Source organism: Pseudomonas sp. GM25 (assembly GCF_000282255.1).
GTDB lineage: Bacteria > Pseudomonadota > Gammaproteobacteria > Pseudomonadales > Pseudomonadaceae > Aquipseudomonas > Aquipseudomonas aphyarum.
Genome location: NZ_AKJQ01000043.1, coordinates 63354 through 83640 on the forward strand (window position 1 = coordinate 63354; position 20287 = coordinate 83640).

15 protein-coding genes are annotated in these 20287 nt (G+C 63.8%); 10 read left to right on the forward strand and 5 right to left on the reverse strand.

Annotation, left to right across the window (positions count from 1 at the left end; genetic code table 11):
* Positions 1-57 precede the first annotated feature (57 nt).
* Positions 58-684, forward strand: coding sequence for an isochorismate family cysteine hydrolase YcaC (gene ycaC / locus PMI24_RS17250; protein WP_007956095.1), 627 nt, complete (start codon positions 58-60; stop codon positions 682-684).
* A gap of 57 nt (positions 685-741) precedes the next feature.
* Here the strand turns inward: ycaC and PMI24_RS17255 are convergent, their stop codons facing one another.
* Positions 742-2169 (reverse strand): mechanosensitive ion channel family protein, encoded by a 1428-nt coding sequence (locus tag PMI24_RS17255; protein WP_007956097.1) that lies wholly within the window; start codon positions 2167-2169, stop codon positions 742-744.
* 63 nt (positions 2170-2232) lie between these two features.
* Complete coding sequence (locus tag PMI24_RS17260) at positions 2233-3249, reverse strand: alpha/beta hydrolase (protein ID WP_007956098.1); 1017 nt, start codon at positions 3247-3249, stop codon at positions 2233-2235.
* Positions 3250-3411: 162 nt separating this feature from the next.
* Here PMI24_RS17260 and PMI24_RS17265 point away from each other — a divergent pair, with 162 nt between their 5' ends.
* A complete protein-coding gene (locus PMI24_RS17265) occupies positions 3412-4311 on the forward strand; it encodes a LysR family transcriptional regulator (RefSeq protein ID WP_007956099.1) in 900 nt (299 codons plus the stop codon).
* Positions 4312-4449: 138 nt separating this feature from the next.
* On the opposite strand, the gene PMI24_RS29430 is transcribed toward PMI24_RS17265, so the two are convergent.
* The 3 genes from PMI24_RS29430 to gspG form a co-directional block, all read right to left on the reverse strand.
* Positions 4450-5103 (reverse strand): hypothetical protein, encoded by a 654-nt coding sequence (locus PMI24_RS29430; RefSeq protein WP_007956100.1) that lies wholly within the window; start codon positions 5101-5103, stop codon positions 4450-4452.
* A gap of 78 nt (positions 5104-5181) precedes the next feature.
* Positions 5182-6369: a type II secretion system F family protein gene (locus tag PMI24_RS17280; RefSeq protein WP_007956102.1), complete on the reverse strand. Its 1188-nt coding sequence runs from the start codon at positions 6367-6369 to the stop codon at positions 5182-5184.
* Between the two features lie 14 nt (positions 6370-6383).
* Positions 6384-6812, reverse strand: a complete 429-nt coding sequence (gspG, locus tag PMI24_RS17285) for a type II secretion system major pseudopilin GspG (protein WP_007956107.1) — start codon at positions 6810-6812, stop codon at positions 6384-6386.
* Between the two features lie 203 nt (positions 6813-7015).
* Here gspG and PMI24_RS17290 point away from each other — a divergent pair, with 203 nt between their 5' ends.
* From PMI24_RS17290 to PMI24_RS17325, 8 genes are all read left to right on the forward strand, one after another.
* Entirely contained in the window at positions 7016-7627 is a 612-nt protein-coding gene (locus PMI24_RS17290; RefSeq protein WP_007956109.1) for a lytic transglycosylase domain-containing protein, read from the forward strand.
* 202 nt (positions 7628-7829) lie between these two features.
* On the forward strand, positions 7830-13676 hold the full coding sequence (gene mnxG, locus PMI24_RS17295; RefSeq protein WP_007956110.1) for a manganese-oxidizing multicopper oxidase MnxG: 5847 nt from the start codon (positions 7830-7832) through the stop codon (positions 13674-13676).
* A gap of 74 nt (positions 13677-13750) precedes the next feature.
* Positions 13751-15673: a YncE family protein gene (locus PMI24_RS17300; protein ID WP_007956111.1), complete on the forward strand. Its 1923-nt coding sequence runs from the start codon at positions 13751-13753 to the stop codon at positions 15671-15673.
* 13 nt (positions 15674-15686) lie between these two features.
* Complete coding sequence (locus PMI24_RS17305; RefSeq protein WP_007956112.1) at positions 15687-16337, forward strand: SCO family protein; 651 nt, start codon at positions 15687-15689, stop codon at positions 16335-16337.
* Positions 16334-16972: an SCO family protein gene (locus PMI24_RS17310; protein WP_007956115.1), complete on the forward strand. Its 639-nt coding sequence runs from the start codon at positions 16334-16336 to the stop codon at positions 16970-16972. Before PMI24_RS17305 ends, PMI24_RS17310 begins: the two co-directional genes overlap by 4 nt.
* 9 nt (positions 16973-16981) lie before the next feature.
* Positions 16982-18532, forward strand: a complete 1551-nt coding sequence (locus PMI24_RS17315; RefSeq protein ID WP_007956117.1) for an ABC transporter substrate-binding protein — start codon at positions 16982-16984, stop codon at positions 18530-18532.
* A gap of 15 nt (positions 18533-18547) precedes the next feature.
* Positions 18548-19507 (forward strand): peptidylprolyl isomerase, encoded by a 960-nt coding sequence (locus PMI24_RS17320; protein ID WP_007956120.1) that lies wholly within the window; start codon positions 18548-18550, stop codon positions 19505-19507.
* A 221-nt stretch (positions 19508-19728) separates the two neighbouring features.
* Positions 19729-20262, forward strand: a complete 534-nt coding sequence (locus PMI24_RS17325; protein ID WP_007956122.1) for a response regulator — start codon at positions 19729-19731, stop codon at positions 20260-20262.
* Positions 20263-20287 lie beyond the last annotated feature (25 nt).

The following is a 20287-nucleotide window of genomic DNA, read 5'->3' on the forward strand; positions in this document are numbered from 1 at the left end:
AGCGCCGCTTTGTGTGAGCGGCGCTCCCCGCAACAACCATCCATCGAGGAGTTTCACATGAGCAACGTTCCTTACAGCCGCCTGAACAAAGACGATGCCGTTGTACTGTTGGTCGACCACCAGACCGGTCTGATCTCGCTGGTGCAGGATTTCTCGCCGAACGAGTTCAAGAACAACGTGTTGGCACTGGGCGACATCGCCAAGTTCTTCAACCTGCCAACTATCCTCACCACCAGCTTCGATTCCGGCCCGAACGGCCCGATCGTGCCTGAGCTGAAAGAGCAATTCCCGGACGCGCCGTTCATTGCCCGCCCTGGCCAGATCAACGCCTGGGACAACGAAGACTTCGTCAAGGCCATCAAAGCCACCGGCCGCAAGCAACTGATCATCGCCGGTGTGGTGACTGACGTGTGCGTGGCGTTCCCGACCCTGTCGGCCATCGCCGAAGGTTTTGAAGTGTTCGTGGTGACTGACGCTTCCGGCACTTTCAATACCACCGTGCAGCAGGCGGCGTGGGCGCGGATGTCGGCTGCCGGCGCGCACCTGTTGAACTGGTTTGCTGTGGCGTGCGAGCTGCAAGGCGACTGGCGCAACGACATGGAAGGCCTGGCGAATCTGCTGTCGAATCGCCTGCCGAACTATCGCAACCTGATCAACAGCTACACCAAGTTCACTGCCCAGTAATTGGCTGGAGAAAATGCCCGCTGAAGAGCGGGCATTTTTTTGTCTGTTGAAAAGGGCTCAGCGCTTCTGCAACCACCCCAAAAACCCACCCTTGCGAACCGGCACAGGCTTCGCCATCAACGCCAGCCGACTGTTCTGCTGCCGTACCGCCTGCAACTTGTTCAACGCCCGACCCACTTCACTGCGCTGCTCCATACAAGCGCGAGTCAGGTTCTTGTCGAGGCGATAAATGATCGAAGAGGTGAGTGCTGTGAACGTCGCTTGCGAAGGCGTATCCGCCAGAATGCTCTGCTCACCCATGACCTCACTCGGCCCCATGCGCCCGGCCTCGGTGAAGCCGTTGCCGTCCGGCACGCTGGCGCTGACCACGCCGGTGGCGATCACGAACAGGCTGTCCGGGACTTCCTCCAGATCGAGCACCACCTGCCCGGCGCTGTACTGCTGCGCGACCATCGATTCGGCGAGGCGATCGCGTTCTTCATGGCTCAGCGAGCGGAAGATTTTCACTTCATCGAGCAAGGCGCGGGCGCGGGTCGAAGGTTCGATCACACCGTCCGGGTGCCGCGAAATGCCGGCCGCTTCGAGGTGGCGGTGGGCGAGGTCGAACAGTTGATTGCGCACGTCGCTTTTCTTGCCCAGCTCGGCGATGAAACCGCTGGCCACGTATTCCGACATTTCGTCGCCGGCCTCTTTCAACACCGCTTTCGGAGCAGGCGACAGCAACAGGCTGCTGCTGCCTTGCAGCGTACGGTCGAGAGCGTCGAGTACCCGGCGCGGGCGGATGTGGTTCGGCACCTTGATGCTGATCGACACGCCGTGCAGGTTGTTCGGCCGGCTGAGGTTGACGATCTTGGCCTTGGCCGCCACCGAGTTCGGCACCACGGCCAGGGTGCCGGTGCTGGTCAGCAGGTGCGTGGCGCGCCAGTTGATGTCGAGCACCTTGCCCTCGACGCCGTCGATGACCACCAGATCATCCACCTGATACGGTTTGGTGGTGTTCAGCACGATGCCGGAAAACACGTCGGCCAAGGTGCTTTGCAGCGCGAGACCGATGACGATCGCCACCACGCCGGAAGTCGCGAGCAGGCCTTTGACCGGCAGATCCAGCACATAACCGGCGGCTGCAACAATCGCCGCCAGAAACACCAGCGCTCCGATCACGTCCTGCAACAGCCGGCCGCTGTGGCCGATGCGGCGCATCAGGATCAGGCCGATGACTTCGGTCAGCACCCGCGCGGCGTACAGCCACCAGAGAATCCCCAGTGCCGTCGCCCCGAGTTGCGCCACCGGGTCATCGGCGAACAACGGCGCCTGCAACGGGCTGACACCGGCGTTGATGGCCAGCGCGTTGAAGGCCAGAAACAACACCAGTCGCACAGCGACCCGTTGCGCGCGATGTTTGAACGGCGCGAGATGCCAGAGCAGGGTATCGAGCACCAGCAGCAGGGCGCTCCAGGACAGCAGGTGGGCAGAAAAAAGGCTCATGAGGTGAACTCCGGCGGGCACAAAAGAAAACGCCACACCCGAAGGTGTGGCGAGGGGTTGCACTCAGTTCAGATGGGTCTTGAGTTCTGCCGCTGCCTGGCGCACGGCGGCTTTCACCTCGGGGATGCCGTTCAGCGGGTTGAGCAGGCCGAAGTCGTGAATCATCCCGTTGTAGCGCACCGAGGTCACCGGTACACCGGCCGCGTCGAGGTGGCGGGCGTAGCCTTCGCCTTCGTCACGCAGCACGTCGAACTCGGCGGTCTGCACCAGCGCGGCGGGCAGGCCCTTGAGCTGTTCGGCGCTGGCGTTGAGCGGCGAGGCATGGATCTGCGCACGCTCGGCCGGGTTGGTGGTGTAGTTGTCCCAGAACCACTGCATCATGCCCTTGGTCAGGAAGTGGCCCTCGGCGAATTGCTGGTACGAGCCGTTATCGAACCCGGCGTTGGTCACCGGCCACATCAGCAACTGGAAGCGCAGGGCCGGGGTTTTCTGCTCCTTGGCCATCAGCGCCACGACCGCCGCCATGTTGCCGCCGACGCTGTTGCCGGCCACCGCCAGACGTTTGCCGTCGACTCCGATGTCCTTGCCGTGCTCGGCCACCCATTTGGTTGCCGCGTAAGCCTGATTGATCGCGGTCGGGTACTGCGCTTCCGGCGACGGCGTGTAATCGACGTACACCGCGACCGCGCCAGAGCCCACCACCAGATCACGAATCAAGCGTTGGTGCGTCGGGAAGTCGCCCAGCACCCAGCCGCCACCGTGGAAGAACATGAACACCGGCAGCTCGCCTTTGACCTTGGCCGGGCGCACCACTTTCAGGTTGATGGTCTGGCCATCGACCTTGATCGCCTTGTCGCTGACTTCAACGCCGGACAGGTCAACCTTCACCGAAGCCTGGGCGCCAGTCAGCACTGCACGGGCGTCTTTCGGGCTCAGTTGTTCGAGCGGTTTGCCACCGCCGGCGGCGAGGGCGTCGAGGAAGGCCTGAGTGTTGTGTTCGACGCCAGTGCTTTCGGCGGCGAACGCGTTGCCGATGGACAGGGCGAGGAGGGAAGCGGCGAGGGTTTTCTTGATGTTCATGTGCAATTCCTTTTTAAGTCGTTTGAGTTTTTGTATGCCTTGGGATCGGGCTGCTGTGGCGCTGGGCTTCAGGCCTCAGCAACACCGTGAGCACAGATTAATGAGGTGCCGGAAAGTGAAAAAGCGGCTATAAAGCGTTTAACTGTCAACCAGAGAGTGACAATGAACCCGTTCGAAGACATGCGTATTTTTTGCCAGGTGATGGACTCCGGCAGCTTCACGGCGGCGGCCGATCAGTTGGGCCTGTCCAAGCAGTTCGTCAGCCGTCGGTTGATGCAACTGGAGGAGCGCCTCGGCGTGCGATTGCTCAACCGCTCGACCCGGCGCCTGGACGTGACCCCGCTGGGCCAGAGCTATTACGAATCGGCGCTGCGTTTGCTTGGCGAAGTGGAATCGGTGGAGCAGGGCATCGCCGGGCAGACCGCCGAGCCGCGCGGGGCGATTCGCGTGAGTGCACCGCTGTCGTTTGCGCTGGCCCATCTGGGCTGCCTGCTGCCGCCGTTTCTGCAGCGTTATCGCGAGGTCACGGTGGAGGTGGACCTGAGCGACCGGCCGGTAGACTTGCTGGGCGAGGGTTACGATCTGGCGCTGCGCATCGGCGTGCTGGAGGACTCGACCCTGATCGCCCGACGCATCGCTTCAATCGAGCGGGTGTACTGCGCCAGTCCTGGGTATCTGGCCGAACGCGGTACGCCGGTCAAACCGGAAGACCTGCTCGGCCACGACTGCCTGCCTTACGGCCATGGGCGTTCGGTGCAGTGGCGGTTCAACGCGGGGCAGGGCAAGCCGCTGCTGGTGAATGTCACCGGGCGGATGCGCGTCAACAACGGTGAGTTGCTGCGGGATGCGGCGGTGGCGGGGATGGGGATTACCTATCTGCCGACGTTCATTGTCGGCGCGGCGCTGAAGGATGGCCGGCTGGTGCCGGTGCTGGATGAGTTTCGACCGGAACCGCTGACGCTGTCGGCGGTGTACCCGCAGCATCGTCAGGCGTCGCGACCGGTGCAGGCGTTGATCGAGTTTTTGCGGGAGCGGCTGGATAAGGCACATGCGATTTTGTAGCCGCTCAAATCTTCAGTAGCCGATAACTGTGGGAGCGGGCTTGCTCGCGAAAGCTTTCTGTCTGCCAGCGAAGAGGTTGTGTGTGCCGACGCCTTCGCGAGCAAGCTCGCTCCCACAGGTGGTGTGTTTCAACGTGAGTCAGTTGGCGCGCTTGTCATCGCCAGGCTCACCGCCGACGTGAACCCCGCGATTGTCACCGGGTTCGCCCGCCGCATGCAGGCCGTGGTCATCACCGATTTCGCCGGCACGATGTACGCCATGGTCATCACCGATCTCGCCAGCGCGGTGTACGCCATGGTCATCACCGATTTCACCGGCGCGATGCACACCGTGGTCATCGCCGATCTCTCCGGACCGATGCACACCATGGTCGTCGCCGGGCTCTGAATGCGTGCCGCTACGGCCCGATGACGCCGTATTGCCGGAATGGCCCGAGCCGTGGTCACTGCCGCTGTGGCCACTGTTGCCACCGCCGCCACTGCCACTGTTGCCGCCACTGCCGCTGCCGCCGTGACCACCACCATTGCCACCGCTGCCGCCGCCACCTCCTCCATTACCGCCACCACCGCCACCGCTGCCGCCACCTCCATTGCCGCCGCCACCGCCTCCGCTGCCACCCCCGCCGTTACCGCCTCCGCCACCTCCGCCGCTACCTCCACCACCACCGCCACCACTTCCCCCATCCTTGGCCTGAACACTCGACACCCCGGACAGGCTGTCCGGAATCAGTACGGTAGACGCCGACAGGACTGCGCCGATGGCCATTGCGAGCACGAGCTTTTTAATGTGCATATCGTTCTCCGTCTTTGTTGTCTTGATTGGGAACGTGGATGTGCCTTGTTTTGCGTGTGATCCGACCCGTTCCCGAGGTCAGTGGATACTCGAAGCCAGTTCGAAGATCGGGATGTACATCAGGATCACGATGACCCCGATCAACAGGCCGATGAAGGTCATGAGCAGTGGTTCGAACAGACGCACGAACCACTCGATCCAGCGGCTGATTTCTTCGTCGTAGAAATCGGCGCTGCGTTCCATCATTTGCCCCAGGTTGCCGGACTGTTCGCCGGCGCGCAGCAGGCGCAGGGACACGGGCGTCACCAGGCGATTGAGCTCCAGCGCGGTGGACAACGACTGCCCCTCGCGCACCCGCTCGCAGGCCTGATCCAGGCGGGCTCGCGAGGCTACGGTGAGCAGGCCGCGCACCATGCCCATGGCCGTCACCAGTGGAATCCCGCCTTGCAGCAGAATCCCCAGTGAGCGGTAAAACCGCGCCAGCTCATACATGAAAATCCGCTGGTGCACGGCAGGCAGTTTCTCCACCAGCCGATCCAGCCCACGGCGAAACGCCGGTTGTTTCTGCAGCACGGCGAGGGCGATGACGATCGTCGCCAACAGGCCGAAAAACTCACCCTGATGCGCATGCAGAAACATGCCGCTGCTCATCAGGATCTGCGACAGCCACGGCAGGTTCGAGCCCAGCCCTTCGAACACCAGGCTAAAGCGCGGCACCACGTAGCCCATCAAAAACAGCACCACGCCACCGCCGACCACCAGCAACAGCAGCGGGTAGATCGAGGCGCTGACGATCTTCTGCCGCACCTCGTCCATGCGCTGGCGATAGCTCACGTAACGGCCCAGCGCATCGCCGACCGCGCCGGTCTTCTCGCTGGACTGTACCAGCGCAACGTACAAGGGCGGGAAAACCGCCGACAACTGGCCCAGTGCCTGGGAGAACGATTTGCCCTCGTACAGCAGCCGCACCAGCTCGCTCAAGGTTTTGCGGGCGGCGGGGGCGGTTTCTTTTTCGGCGAGGCTTTCCAGCGCATCGATCAGCGGCAGACCGGCGTTGAGCAGGGTGGTCAGTTCCTGGCTGAACAGCACCAGATTGAAGGTTTCACGCTTGCTCAGGCGCAACGAGCGCCAGTGGCGCTCGGCGTGCAGGCTGACCACGCGCAAGCCCTGATCCTCGGCGATGCGCCGCGCTTCGCTCTGACCCGGCGCCTCGACACTCAGCGACACCACCCCGGCCTTGCCCACTGCTTTGAGTTGAAATCGCATGCCGTGTGCTCCGCTTATTGCCAGTTGGTGACTTCGGCGTTTTCGCCTTCGCCGCCAGGCTGGCCGTCCTTGCCCATCGAGAGCAGGTCGTACTCGCTGTTTTCGCCGGGATAGCGGTAGGTGTAGTTACGCCCCCACGGATCCTGCGGCAGTTTTTTCTGCAGGTACGGGCCGGTCCATTTGGCTTCGTCGCTCGGTGCGGTCACCAGCGCCTGCAAGCCCTGTTCGGTGGACGGGTAGTGGCCGACCTCCAGCCGGTACAGATCCAGTGCCTTGCTCAGGCCTTCGATCTGCGCCTTGGCGACCTTCACCTCGGAACGCCCCAGCTGGGCGAAATATTTGGGCGCGACGATCCCGGCCAACAGGCCGAGCACCACCAGCACCACGAGCAATTCGAGCAGGGTGAAACCGCGTTGGGCACGCGGACGAAAATGCAGCTTCATGATGACCTCCCGTGAGTGGCAGCCGTGTCGCCGAAAGGGCTTATGCAATTGCCATGCTCAGCCCCCGATAAATTCGGCTGTCGGGCTGAGGCCCTTGTATTACGGGCTTTTCAAGAGTCGGCACAGTGCTTGCGTACGGCTGATTGACGACGGGTCAGTGGGGCATTTCCCCCAATTTTTCGGGGCCTGTCAGGGGAGGCCCAATGATCCATTCATTCACTGCAGGACTGCTCGGCTGTGTGCTGTTAAGCGGTGTCGCGCAAGCCGATGTCTTCGTATCCGTGGACGCCAAGGGCAGCTACGTGCTGTCCAACGTCCACCGTCCCGGACGCACCTACGAGCGGGTGATCCGCGAAGCCGATGCGCCGCTGGTCAGCCTTGACCGGCAGCCGCAATTGATCGCCAACCAGCCCTACGCCGAGCTGGTATCAGCCGCCGCCACCGCCAATCAGCTGCCCGAAGCCTTGCTGCATGCGGTGATCAAGTCCGAATCCAATTACAACCCCGGCGCCACCTCGTCCAAGGGCGCCGGCGGGCTGATGCAGCTGATGCCCGGCACCGCGCGGGACATGGGCGTGACCGACGTCTACGACCCCAAGGCCAACATCCAGGGCGGGGCCAAATACCTCAAGCGCCTAATGACGATGTTCGACAACGACATCGCCCTGGCCGTGGCCGCTTACAACGCCGGGCCAGACGCGGTGCTCAGCCGGGGCCGGGTGATCCCGCCGTTCGCCGAAACCCAGCGTTATGTCCCGAGCGTGCTGCGTCAGTACCGGCGGTTGCAGGGGCTGGCCGTGGATGCACCGTTGTAAAGGATGTCCCCGGTTTCCCCACTATCGGGGCAAACCGATGGCCCCGGAAAAAGTGGGGAAACGGGTGGGGAATATCCCCCGGATTCTCAAGTGGTTTGTGTAACTGGTTGAGATGGAAAGCAATTTTTTGTGGCACGCGGATTGCTCCAAGGGGTTTATCGAGAATCGTTCCCTGTGAGCACCCACTACGAGGTTTCCGATCATGGTTGGCATTCACCACGCACCGTCCCTGTTGAACTGGCTGCTGTTGCTGGCTTCGATGCTCAGCGTCGAACTGGCCAGCGCCGCCGTGCGCTGCGAGCGCAATCTGGTGGCCAATGTGGTCGCCTTCGATCAACCGCTGATGTTCAACCGCCTCGGTGCGCAGAACGTCAACGGGATGATGTTCGCGTTGCGCCGCGATGTGGTCGATGACCATGACGTCTCGCTGGCCTACGGCGGCAGCGCAGTGCCGGGGAAAGTGTCGCTGCGTGCGGACAAGCGTCCACGGCCATTGGTGCTGCGGGTGGCCGCCGGTGATTGCCTGACGATCAATCTGCAGAACCTGCTCGATTATCAGGCCAACCCCAACAAGCACTTCGAAGGGCCTGAGGGCGAAGAAGAAGGCGAGGAGGGCATCGAGAACGCCGGCGGTGCGGAAGACTTCAAGGTCGACGAGCAGGTCGCCGACCGCCATGTCGGTTTCCAGGTCAACGGCCTGCAAGCGGTGAACAGCATCGACGACATTTCCTCCTACACCGGGCGTAATGCCAACACCCTGGTGCCGCCGGGCGCGAGCCGTTCGTACGTGCTGTACGCCGAGCGCGAAGGGGCGTTTGCCGTCAGCAGCCGTGGCGCGACATTCGGCGGGGAGGGCGCGGCCGGCAACGTCGCCAATGGCCTGTTCGGCCAGGTCGTGGTGGTGCCGAAATCGGGACGCACCTATCGCAATACCCTCACCGAAGAAGAAATGCGTCTGGCAACCACCGGCCGCACACCGGCCGGTCACCCGATCGTCGATTACCAGGCCCGCTACCCGCAGCGCGAACCGTGGTTGCGCGAAGGCAAGGCCGGCACGCCGATCATCAGCATGGTCGACGGCAACGAAATCATCTCCAGCGAAAGCGATGCAATCGTCATGGGCAGCAACGCCGATGGCAGTTTTGCGAACAGTACCTATCCGCTGGAATCGGTGGGCAAGCGCAACCCGGCGATCCCCAACCGCCTCGAGCCGTTTCGCGATTTCGCCTCGCAGTTCCAGGACGAAACCGCCGCCACCCAGGCATTCCCCGCCTACTGGGCCGACCCGGTCATGGCCCATGTGCTGGAGCCGACCCGCGACTCGTTCATGATCAACTACGGTTCCGGCGGCATGGGCGCTGAAGTGGTCGCCAATCGCCTCGGCGTGGGACCGATGCACGACTGCCTGTCGTGCGCCTACGAAGAATTCTTCCTCAGCTCGCACACTGTCGGTGACGTGGCGATGCTGGTGGACGTGCCGGCCAATACCGGGCTTGAGAACATCGCCCCCGGCCAGACACCCAGCGCAGATCAGGTCGGCGTCAAGGCCACCATGGCCCTGTATCCGTCGGAGCCGTCGAACGTCAACCACAGCTACATCGGTGACTTCGTCAAATTCCGCAACACCCACAACGGTCACGAGCAGCACATCTTCCACCTGCACGGCCATCAGTGGCTGTTCAACCCCAACGACGACAACTCCGATTACGTCGACGCCCAAGGCATCGGCCCAGGCGCCGGCTATACCTACGAAATCGCCAACGGCGGCTCGGGCAACCGCAACCGGGTGGCCGGCGATGCGATCTATCACTGCCACTTCTACCCGCATTTCGCCCAGGGCATGTGGTCGATGTGGCGGGTGCACGATGTGTTCGAAGAAGGCACCCGGCTGGAAGTCTCGCAACAGGGCTCCGATGGTTATCACAGCGAACCTTACGCACTGCGCAGCGGTAAACCGGCCGCCGGTGCCCGGGCCTTGCCGGATGGCGAGATCATTGCCGGCACGCCGATTCCTGCCGTCGTGCCGCTGCCCGGCAAAGCCATGGCGCCGATGCCGGGCAAAGTGGTGGTGGTGCCGAAAATCGGCGAAACCCTGGTCGCCGGCCACGATGACGACGATGAGGAAGAAGAGGGCGATGACGACGGCGAACACCACGGCGGCAACGGTGGTTCGCAAGCCATTGGTTCCCTGGCCCTGGTCGATCGCAGCGAAGCCAACCGCAACGCCGACGGCAGCCTGAAAAACCCTGGTTATCCGTTCTGGATCGGCGGCATGGAAAGTTCGGTGGGTCAGCGTCCGCCAACCCCACCGCTGGACATGCTCGACGCCGCCACCGCGCAATCGTTGAAAGCCAGCGGCAAAGCGCTGTGGGCCAACCTCGACCCGAATCAGTCCGGCGGCTGGGACGGCGGATTGCAGCGTCACACCCTCGACGGGGTATCAGCCGGAGGCGCGGCGCACACCGTGACCACCTCGCTGGACTTCTCCAAGGAAGTCACCCGCGCCAAACCGATTTACCTGCCGGAAGAGGGCACTGAAGTGGAACAGGCCGCGATGGCGTTCCACGCGAAAAAGGATCACCCGAGCTTTGCCTTGCTGCCCGGCAACCAGATCGTGGCCAAGGCCTTCCGCACCAACGGCGCCTTGCCGATTGCCGGCGCGCCGTACTACGAACCGTGCATGGACGACCGGCAAAAACGCCTGACCAGCAGCGCCGGCAGCGGTGAATTCGCCAGCGGCGACCGGCTGGACGGCATGTCTTTCGTCGGCGCCTCGACCTTCACCGCCGACCGGCCACGGATCTACAAGGCCGCCAACATCCAGTTCGACGCGGTCTACAACAAGGTCGGCTATCACTTCCCGCAAGCCCGGATTCTGGCGCTGTGGGAAGACGCCTGGCCGGTGATCACCAAGCAGCGTCCGCCAGAGCCTCTGGTGATGCGCATGAACACCTTCGACTGCGTGCAATACCAGCAAACCAACCTGGTGCCTGCCACCTACGAGATGGACGATTATCAGGTGCGCACGCCGACCGACGTGATCGGCCAGCACATTCATCTGCCGAAGTGGGACCTGACGTCCGCCGACGGTTCCTCCAACGGCTGGAACTACGAGGACGGCGTGCTCTCCCCGGGCGCCGTTCAGGAACGCATTCACGCGATCCGCGAATTCAACCAGTGCGAGGGCACCGACCCGCGCGACGGCACCCAGGCGTGCCCGAAAGCCAAGGCGCATCCGTTCTTCGGCCAATTCGGGCGCAGTGACTGGATGGGCGCGCGCACGGCCATGCAGCGCTGGTTCGTCGACCCGGTGGTCAACGCCAAGGGCGTGGATCGTGGGCTGGGCACCATCTTCACCCACGACCACCTCGGCCCATCGACTCACCAGCAGATCGGGCTGTATGCCACGGTGTTGGCGGAACCGGCCGGTTCCACCTGGTTCCACGCCGAAACCGGCGAGCCTCTTTACAGCGGCGCGCGGCAGGACGGCGGGCCGACCTCGTGGCAGGCGGTGATCAACACCGGCGACCTCGACGGCGACGGCAAGAACGACAGCTTCCGTGAGTTCTTCCTCGAATACAGCGACTTCCAGCACGCCTATGAAGCCGGTGTGTACGTGGGCGCCGGCCCCAACGGCGTGCCTAACCCGCAAGCGTTCCCCGCTACGGCCGACAGCTTCCGCTACGCGATCAACCCGCCGGTTCGCAACAACGCCAGCACCCTGCTCGAAGGCGTGCTGGAAGTGCAGGGCGGTCAGGTGCCGGGCTGCCCGAGCCGGCCTTGCCCGCAAGCGATCTCCGTGGATGATCCGGGCATGTTCGTCGTTAACTATCGCAACGAGCCGCTGGCCCTGCGGGTTTACGATCCGAACAAGGTCGGCCCGGACGGCAAGCGCGGCATGCAGGCCGACGGCCTCGGCGGCGATCTGGCGTACGCCATGCAAAGCCGTACCGACCGGGCGATCCCGGCGATGAACCTGGCGCCGAACCTGGTCACGGCCGCTACCGGTCCGACTGGCGGCACCACATTGTTCCCGCCGCACATCAACAAGGGCGGCAGCGAGCCGGGCGATCCTTTCACCCCGATGCTGCGTACCTACACCGGCGACAACGTGCGTCTGCGGGTGCATGCCGGCGGCCACGAGGAAGAGCACAACGTCACCCTGCACGGCGTGAAATGGCTGCAGAGCGGTTCCGGTTTCGGCAACAGCTCCAACTCTGGCTGGCGCGCCTCGCAGATGATCGGCATCTCCGAACAGATGGGCTTCATCGCCCCCGTGTCGATGCTGTCCAGCTCTGCGGCGACCACCGGTGACTATCTGTACTCGATGGATGCTTCGATCGAAGGCTACTGGAGCGGAATCTGGGGCGTGATGCGCAACTACACGGCCAAACGAAATGACCTGTTCGCCATCCCGAACAACCCGAGTCCGGCCGGCATGCGCAATACCGTGGCGTTCGAAGGCAGTTGCCCACGGATCAGCGCCAACCCCAACGGCATTGGCACCCGGCCGACGGTGCAGCGCAACTATGAAGTGGTGGCGGCGTTGGCCAACGACATCCTCGGCAATCCGCTTGGCCTGAGCATCGGCGATTCGGCCGGGCTCGGTCAGCATGTCGGCGGGCCGCTGAATCCGGCGGGCGGCACCCTGGTGCTGAACTCGCGCACGGTGAGCATCCCGCAAGTGACCGTGACCGATCCGGAGGACGGCGAGACCATCACCATCGGTGGCCAGAGCGGGCCGCTGCATGATCCGACGGCGATCCTGTACGTGCGCAAATCCGACCTCGATCCGGTCAGCGGCAAGCTCAAACCCGGCATTCCGGTCGAACCGCTGGTGCTGCGCGCAGCGGCCGGGGACTGCATCAACATCACCCTGGAAAACCGTCTGCCGAGCGTGATGCCGGACCTGACCCAGACTGCGGTGATGCAAGGCATGGTCAAGCGCGACCGCAACAGCGGCCTGGGCTCGACCACCTTCAGCAACAACCTGATGCGGCCGTCCAGCCACGTGGGGCTGCACGCCCAACTGCTGGCCTACGACATCACCAAGTCCGACGGCACCAACGTCGGCGCCAACCCGACCCAGACCGTGCCACCACGGGTTGGCAGCAGCGGCGCCTACCCGACCCGTACCTATCAGTACTACGCCGGGCACCTGGAGCGTGAAGGCAAACCGATCACGCAACTGGGCCGCAGTGTCGACAACATCAACGCCACGGCCGTGGAGTTCGGTGGCCTGAACTTCACCCCGGCGGATGTGATCAAGCAACCGCAAAAAGGCCTGGGTGGTGCAATGAGCATCCTGCCGATCGGCGCGACCTGGGTCGACGATGCACGCAAGGTCAACGCCACGGTCACCGCACCGGGGCAAACGACCTACCGCGACTTCGCGATGGTCTGGCACAAGGCGCTGAATACCCGCTGGGCCAATGGCCGGCCGGTCGAAGGCATCGCTGCCGAGGGCTTCGGTGTGCCGACCGATCCGCAGGACAACTCGAGCATGGCCATCAACTACAAGACCGAGCCGCTGTGGTATCGCTTCGGCCTCGCCCCGGATGCGCCGTTCGGCCATGCCGATGGCGCGGGTTACGGCGACATGACCAACGCGCACATGGCCTACAGCAATGCGCTGGTGGGGGGCGATCCGCAGACGCCGGTGCTGTATGCCAAACCGGGTCAGCCGTTCCGTACGCACATCCTGATGCCGAGCGGCGGCAGTCGCGGCACGACGTTCCAGCTCGACGGACACGTCTGGTCGCTCAACCCGTTCCAGGCCGAGAAGAGCGACACCGGCGGCTACCCGATGGGTGCGCCGGGCGTGGGGTCGGTGCGCTTCGGCTACAACCCGATGTCGATGTACATCGGCGCTCACGAAAGCGTCCTGCCGGCGGCGCACTTCAGCTTCATGATCCCGAGCGCCGGGGGCAGCAACGCGATACCGGGGGACTACCTGTTCCGCGATTACGCCGCCTATGGCAACACCTCGGGGCTGTGGGGATTGCTGCGGGTGACCAATGAGCCGGAGCCGGCGCCGCCTGCTCAGTAGGTGCCAATGCGCGGCCTGTGGGAACCGGTGAACCCGCTCCCACAGGTGAGGAAAGGTTTGTAGGGGAGAGAGGTATGAACAGGATCATCAACATCATCGGCGTCTGCCTGCTGGCGATGGCCGGCGCGCTGCTCACGCTGAGCGAGATTGCCTTGGCGCAAACCAGCGCGGAGCAGGTGCTGACCCGCGACGGCGTGTCGATCGCCTTCGATCTGAAGCCGCTGGCCAGCGACGGTCAGTTGCGTGAGGGCGAGTTCGCCGACGTGCAGTTTCGCGTCACCGACGGTGCGTCCGGCCAGCCATTGTCCGGTGTGGCACCGGGGGCGTGGATCGATCCGCAAGCCGTTGCCGCCGATCAGGCCCAGGGCCGCGACCAGAGCTGCAAGTCGCGGGTCGGCACGTTCCTCAAATCCAACATCGGCGCGCGGCCGTTGCTCGACCTCAACAGCTATTTCCTGCTGGTAATGAACCGTGATGCCAGCGTTTCGGTAATCGATCCATCGGTGTCGGTCGGCGGCATCACCAGCACTTTGGCGCGGATCGAACTCAAGCAATCGCCGATGGACTGGGTCACGCCCAAGGACAACAAAAAGGTCTTCGTGTCGATGCCGACGGCGGGGGAAGTGGCGGTGATCGACAGCGAGCAATTCAAGGTGATCGACTCGGTGGCCGCTGGCAGCCAACCGGTGCGGGTCGCGCTGCAACCGGACGAGCGCCTGCTGTGGGTCGGCAACAACGCGAGCAAGGCTGAAGAATCCGGGGTCACGGTGATCGACACCCAGAGCCTCAAACCGCTGAAACACCTGGCGACCGGGCGCGGCCACCACGAAATCACGTTCAGCAAGGACAGCCGTTTCGCCTTCGTCAGTAACCGCGACGACGGCACCCTGAGCGTCATCGACATTGCCAGCCTGAGCCTACTGCAACAGGTCAAGACCGGTGCCAGCCCGTTGTCGGTGGCGTATTCGCCGCTGTCCGGCGCGGTGTACGTGGCCGATGGCAAGGACGGCACCGTCACTGTGATCGACAGCAACAGCCGCGCCGTACGCCGGGTGATCAAGCTGCAACAGGGCCTCGGCCCGATGGATTTCAGCGCCGACGGCCGTTTTGGCGTGGTGCTGAACACGGTGGAAAACCGCGCCACGGTGATCGACGCGGCCAACGATTCGGCGATCCATGATCTGGAAGTCTCGGCCGAACCCTATCAAGTGGTGTTCACCCAGGCCTATGCCTACGTGCGCGGACTGGCTTCGCCGAAAGTCACCATGATCAACCTGTCTTCGCTCGGCGAAGGGCGTCAGCCGATTACTCAGGGTTTTGAAGCCGGGCCGCAACCGCCACGGCTGGCCGGGGATCTGCCGCTGGCACCGAGCCTCGCGGTGTCGCGCGATGACAACGCGGTGTTCGTGGTCAACCCGGTGGACAACACCACCTATTTCTACGCCGAAGGCATGAACGCGCCGATGTCCGGTTACCCCAACCGGGGGCAGATCGCCCGCGCCGCGCTGGTGATCGACCGCAGCCTGCGCGAAGTCTCGCCGGGGCTCTACAGCGCCCGGGTCAAGCTGCCGGCGGCGGGACGCTTCGATGTGGCGTTCCTGCTCAACCAGCCGAACATCATTCATTGCTTCAGCGCCCAGGTGGCGTCCGACGGCGCGCCTGAAAAACACCTGGGCGCGGCGAAAGTCGAGTTCCTGCTGGACAAGACCGCCGTGGCCCTCAACGACCCTTACGTGGTGCGCTTTCGCATCGTCCAGGGCAAACAGAAAATCCAGCGCAGCGGTGTGACCGACGTGCAGTTGCGCTACTTCCTCGCGCCGACATCCCGGCCCCGCGAAGTGGCCGCACGGGAAGTCGCCGACGGCGTGTACGAAGCGCCGGTGACCCTAGACCGCAGCGGCGCCTGGTACCTGCATGTGCGCGCGGCCTCGCTGGGCGCCGGTTTCGACGACAAGACATTTGCCAGTGTCCGGGTGCTGCCCGGCCAGACTCAGTGACGAGGAAAAGACCATGAACCGATTTGCATCCCGTGGCCTGCTGACCCTGTGCCTGTTGGCCGTCGGTATCCAGCAGGCCAGCGCCCACTCGGCGGACGAGCATGCCGGGCACACGGCACCGGCCGCCAACAGCCAGGAGCACGCCCAGGTCAAGTTCGCCGACGTGCCGCTGCTCGACCAGAACGGCAAGACCGTGCACCTGGAGCAGGATCTGGTGCACAACAAGATCGTCGTCATGAGTTTCATCTACACCAGTTGCACCACGGTCTGCCCGGTGGTCTCGTCGATCATGGGCAAGGTGCAGAAACAGCTCGGTGCCCGGGTCGGCGCGGAAGTGCAGCTGGTGTCGATCAGCATCGACCCGCAGCGCGACGACCCGAAACGTCTGCAGGATTACGCCCGCACCTTCCAGAAAGGCCCGGGCTGGAGCTGGCTGACCGGTTCGCCGCAATCGATCACCGCCACCCTCAAGGGCCTCGGCAGTTTCAGCGGCGACTTCAAGAATCACCAGCCGCTGATCCTCGTCGGTGACGGCAACAGTCGTCACTGGACGCGTTATTACGGCTTCACCGACCCGGCACTGCTGGCCAAGGAAGTCGAGAAACTCAGCGGCCTGCGCACCCACGCCAAACACACCGCGATTGCCATGGAGCAACAACCATGAGAACCCTGGACTGGATCACCCTGACGGTTTGTTTCTGGATTTTCAGCGCCATGGCCCTGGCTCACGAAGGCCACGAACAACCGGCACCGGCAACGACAACGACAACGACCAGCGCTGCGCCCGCACCGGCCAAAGGTACCCACGACGCGAAAACCTGGTTCACCGATACCCCGTTGCTCGACCAGCACGGTGACGTCCAGCGTTTCTACAGCGATGCGCTGCACAACCGCGTGGTGCTGCTCAACGTGATCTTCACCAGTTGCAACGACGCCTGCCCGCTGATCACCCGCAAGCTCAAGGAAGTCCGCGAGCTGCTGGGCGACAAGGCCGACGGCATCACCTTCATTTCCCTTACCAGTGATCCGCTGCGCGATACGCCGGCGGTGCTCAAGGCTTACACCTTGAAGCAGGGTGCCGATGACCCTCACTGGCTTTTCCTTACCGGCGACAAGGCGCAGATGGACCTGGTGCTGGGCCGCATCGGCCAGATCGTGCCGACGCCCGAGCAGCACTCGACCCAGTTGATCGTCGGCGATGTGGCCAACAAACGCTGGAGCAAAATCCGTCCCGACGCCCCGGCCGCCGCCATTGCCCAGCGCTTGCAGCTGCTGACAATGCCCGTGGCCGGCCGCTGAGTCCGCGCCATGAACCTCGGCCGCGTCCTCGCCCTGATCCTGCTCGCCGGCGTCAGCCTCGGCGCGGTCGCATTGCCGCTGACCGATGAGGAAAGCGCCGGCAAGCGCCTGTACCGCGAAGGCCTGTCTGCCAGCGGCGAGCCGATCATGGCGCGGGTCGGCGCGGCGGATGTGTTGCTACCGGCTACCAGCCTGCCGTGCGCCAACTGCCACGGCGCCGATGGTCTGGGCCGACCCGAAGGCGGGGTGCGTCCGCCGGAGCTCAACTGGTCGCGGCTGACCAGCATCCATGGGCAGCAACAGGTCAACGGCCGCAACTATCCGGCCTACACCGACAGCAGTCTGGCGCGGGTGATCCAGCAGGGCCGCGACCCCGGCAACAATCGCCTCGACCCGAGCATGCCGCGCTTCCTGCTGTCGATGAAGGATCAGCGCAACCTCACGGCGTACCTCAAACGCCTGGCCGATGACCGCGATCCGGGGCTCGATGACCAGACCTTGCACCTGGGCACCTTGTTGCCCAGCCAGGGGCCGCTGTCCGAGGAGGGCGCCACCATCGCGGCGGTGCTCAACGGCAGCGTCGCGCGGATCAATCAGGCCGGCGGCATTCACGGTCGGCAGTTGCGCCTGACCGTGGCCGATCCCGGCCCGGATCGCGCCAGCGCCGAACAGGCCCTGCAACGGCTGATCGAGGAAGAGAAAGTCTTCGCCCTGATCGCACCGCTGGCCCCGGCGCTGGACAGCGAACTGGCGCCACGTCTGGAGCAGTCCGGCGTGCCGCTGATCGGGGCCATGTCGCTGCTCGGCCCGGTGCAGGCCAGCCCGCAGATTTTCGAACCGCTGCCGGGGCTGCGTGAGCAACTGATCGCGCTGGCCGATTACGCCACCGCCAGTTTGCGGGTGCTGCAAGGGCCGACGCTGATTGCCTATCCCGATGACCCGGCGCAAGTGCTGGCGGCGCAGACCCTCGGCCGCTACTTGCAGGATCACGGCTGGCAAAAAGTCCATTTGCAGGCCTATGACCCGACGGCGGACAGTTTGCCATTGGGCTCGCGCTCGGTGTTCTACCTGGGCAGCGGCGGTGGTTTCAGTCGGCTGGCGACCGGATTGCAGAATGCCGGGCAGGTGCCGTACCTGTTTGCCGCATCGAGCCAGGTGGCGGGGGATCTGCTGCAAGTGCCGGAGGGTTTTTCCCGGCGGGTGTTTCTGGCGTATCCGTTCGTGCCCAGCGACTGGACCCAGGCCGGGCGCATGGCGCTGACGCTGTTGCGCGAGCATCAAGGCCTCGGCGCCCAGCACGCGGTGCTGCAAGTCGGCGCCTACGCCTCGATGCTGTTGTTCAGCGAAGGCATGAAGCAGGCCGGCCGCGACGCCAGCCGCGAAAAACTGGTGGCGGCGCTCGAAGGCCTGCACGACTTCGACACCGGCCTGACCCCGCGCCTGAGCTTCGGTCCCGGCCGACGATTGGGCCTGAGCGGGGCGCACGTGGTCACCGTTGACTTGCCCGACCAGCGTTTTTATCTGGTCGCTCCCTACAAACCGATTATTGCCACGCCCTGACCGGAGGCCCTGATCATGAAGCTCAAAACCCTGTGTTTGCTGCTGACATGCTGGTTGCCGGTGGCGCTGGCGCTGGCGAACAATGAACCGGTGGCCGCCCGGGTCAACGGCGAGGCGATTTCCGAGTTTCGCCTGGAGCGCTTTTTCGCCGAGTACCTGGAAGATCAGGGCCGCGCCGTGGCGAGCATCCGCAACCCCAAGGCCTATAAACAACTGCGTCAGGCCGCGCTGGACACGCTGATCGACAAGGAACTGCTCTGGCAGGAATCGCGCAAGCGCGGGGTGAAGATCGATGCGCAAGCCGTGCGCGAACAGGTCGAGCAGACCCGCACCGCCATCGGCGGCACCGACAAATTCCTCCAGCGTTTGCAGGACGCCGGTTTCGATGAGGCCTCGTTCACCGAGTACACCCACCGCGAACTGGCGGCGCAACGGATGTTTGCCGAGCTGACCCAAGTCCAGGCCCCGGACGAGCAAACGGTGCGGGCTTTTTTTGCAGAACACCGCGCTGAAATGGGCGCGCCGGAGCAGATTCAGGCCCGGCACATTCTGGTCAAGGTTGCCGGCGATGCCGATGCCGCCACGGTTGAAGCGGCGCGGCTACGCTTAGAAGAGTTGCGTGCCGCTATCGCAGGGGGGCAAACCTTTGCTAGCGTCGCTCAATCGGGATCGGAAGATGTCACCGCCAGCCAGGGCGGGGACCTGGGGTATTTCGCCCGTGGGCAAATGGTACCGGCGTTTGAAACGGCGGCCTTTGCTCTCAAGCCTGGCGAAGTCAGCACGGCGGTGCGTACACCGTTCGGCTGGCATTTGATTTTTGTCGAGAACCACAAGGAGGCGGCCGATGTCCCAGAGGAGCAAGGGCTGGAAACAGTCAGGGCGTACCTCGCCCGACAGCAACAGACCCAGGCTCGTCGTCAGGTGCTCGCGCAATTACGGGCAGAGAACAGGATCGAACGAATTGACGACGACTGAAGGTTCCCCCCCAATAGTGGGGAATGGCTTCGATGCCCATTCAGGTGCTTCCCCGTTTCTGGGGAACGGGGTACCGGGACGAGCGGGCATTTCCATTCAATTCAAGGACATGAAGACAAAAAATTACCGGCACTCAGCCTGGCATGAAGTGTGCGTTACCTCTTGTGAGGCGCACTCCAGCAGGCTCCGCTTTCGGGATCTGTAGCTGCAAGGAGTTCACCTTGGTTAACAAAGTACTGGTTGTCGAAGACGAACAGCTGCTTGCACAGAACCTTCAGGATTATCTGTCGGCGCAAGGGCTGGAAGTCCGGATTGCACATGACGGCGCAGAAGGAATCGGCCTGGCCGAGACTTTCGCCCCCGACGTGCTGGTGTTCGATTACCGCTTGCCCGATATGGAAGGGTTCGAGGTGCTCGACGCGGTTCGCCAGAACAGGACGTGTCATTTCGTGCTGATAACGGGTCACCCGACCGCTGAAGTCTGTGAGCGGGCGCGGCAACTGGGGGTCAGTCACATCCTGTTCAAACCGTTTCCACTGGCGGAACTTGCCCGAGCTGTCTGCGACCTTCTGGGGATCCAGCGCGAAGCGAAACCCGGGGCGAGCCCATCCGAAGGCTTCGTCGAACGACGCCAGAGCAGGACCGAGAGCTTCCCGTTGCAGTTGTACGATGGCAGTTGGGTGCTGGCGGACCGCCGACGAAACAGGTCGGAGGCCATGGCACCGGACGACGATCAAATGCTCACCGGGGAGTAATGGCGCGATAGACGTTCCGGCACTC

Bases quoted from the DNA above. Each gene is read 5' to 3' on its own strand.
- PMI24_RS17260 (WP_007956098.1), bottom strand. From the start codon at position 3,249: ATGAACATCAAGAAAACCCTCGCCGCTTCCCTCCTCGCCCTGTCCATC.
- mnxG (WP_007956110.1), top strand. From the start codon at position 7,830: ATGGTTGGCATTCACCACGCACCGTCCCTGTTGAACTGGCTGCTGTTG.
- PMI24_RS17280 (WP_007956102.1), bottom strand. From the start codon at position 6,369: ATGCGATTTCAACTCAAAGCAGTGGGCAAGGCCGGGGTGGTGTCGCTG.
- ycaC (WP_007956095.1), top strand. From the start codon at position 58: ATGAGCAACGTTCCTTACAGCCGCCTGAACAAAGACGATGCCGTTGTA.
- PMI24_RS17265 (WP_007956099.1), top strand. From the start codon at position 3,412: ATGAACCCGTTCGAAGACATGCGTATTTTTTGCCAGGTGATGGACTCC.
- PMI24_RS17290 (WP_007956109.1), top strand. From the start codon at position 7,016: ATGATCCATTCATTCACTGCAGGACTGCTCGGCTGTGTGCTGTTAAGC.
- gspG (WP_007956107.1), bottom strand. From the start codon at position 6,812: ATGAAGCTGCATTTTCGTCCGCGTGCCCAACGCGGTTTCACCCTGCTC.
- PMI24_RS17255 (WP_007956097.1), bottom strand. From the start codon at position 2,169: ATGAGCCTTTTTTCTGCCCACCTGCTGTCCTGGAGCGCCCTGCTGCTG.
- PMI24_RS17305 (WP_007956112.1), top strand. From the start codon at position 15,687: ATGAACCGATTTGCATCCCGTGGCCTGCTGACCCTGTGCCTGTTGGCC.
- PMI24_RS29430 (WP_007956100.1), bottom strand. From the start codon at position 5,103: ATGCACATTAAAAAGCTCGTGCTCGCAATGGCCATCGGCGCAGTCCTG.
- PMI24_RS17310 (WP_007956115.1), top strand. From the start codon at position 16,334: ATGAGAACCCTGGACTGGATCACCCTGACGGTTTGTTTCTGGATTTTC.
- PMI24_RS17320 (WP_007956120.1), top strand. From the start codon at position 18,548: ATGAAGCTCAAAACCCTGTGTTTGCTGCTGACATGCTGGTTGCCGGTG.
- PMI24_RS17300 (WP_007956111.1), top strand. From the start codon at position 13,751: ATGAACAGGATCATCAACATCATCGGCGTCTGCCTGCTGGCGATGGCC.
- PMI24_RS17315 (WP_007956117.1), top strand. From the start codon at position 16,982: ATGAACCTCGGCCGCGTCCTCGCCCTGATCCTGCTCGCCGGCGTCAGC.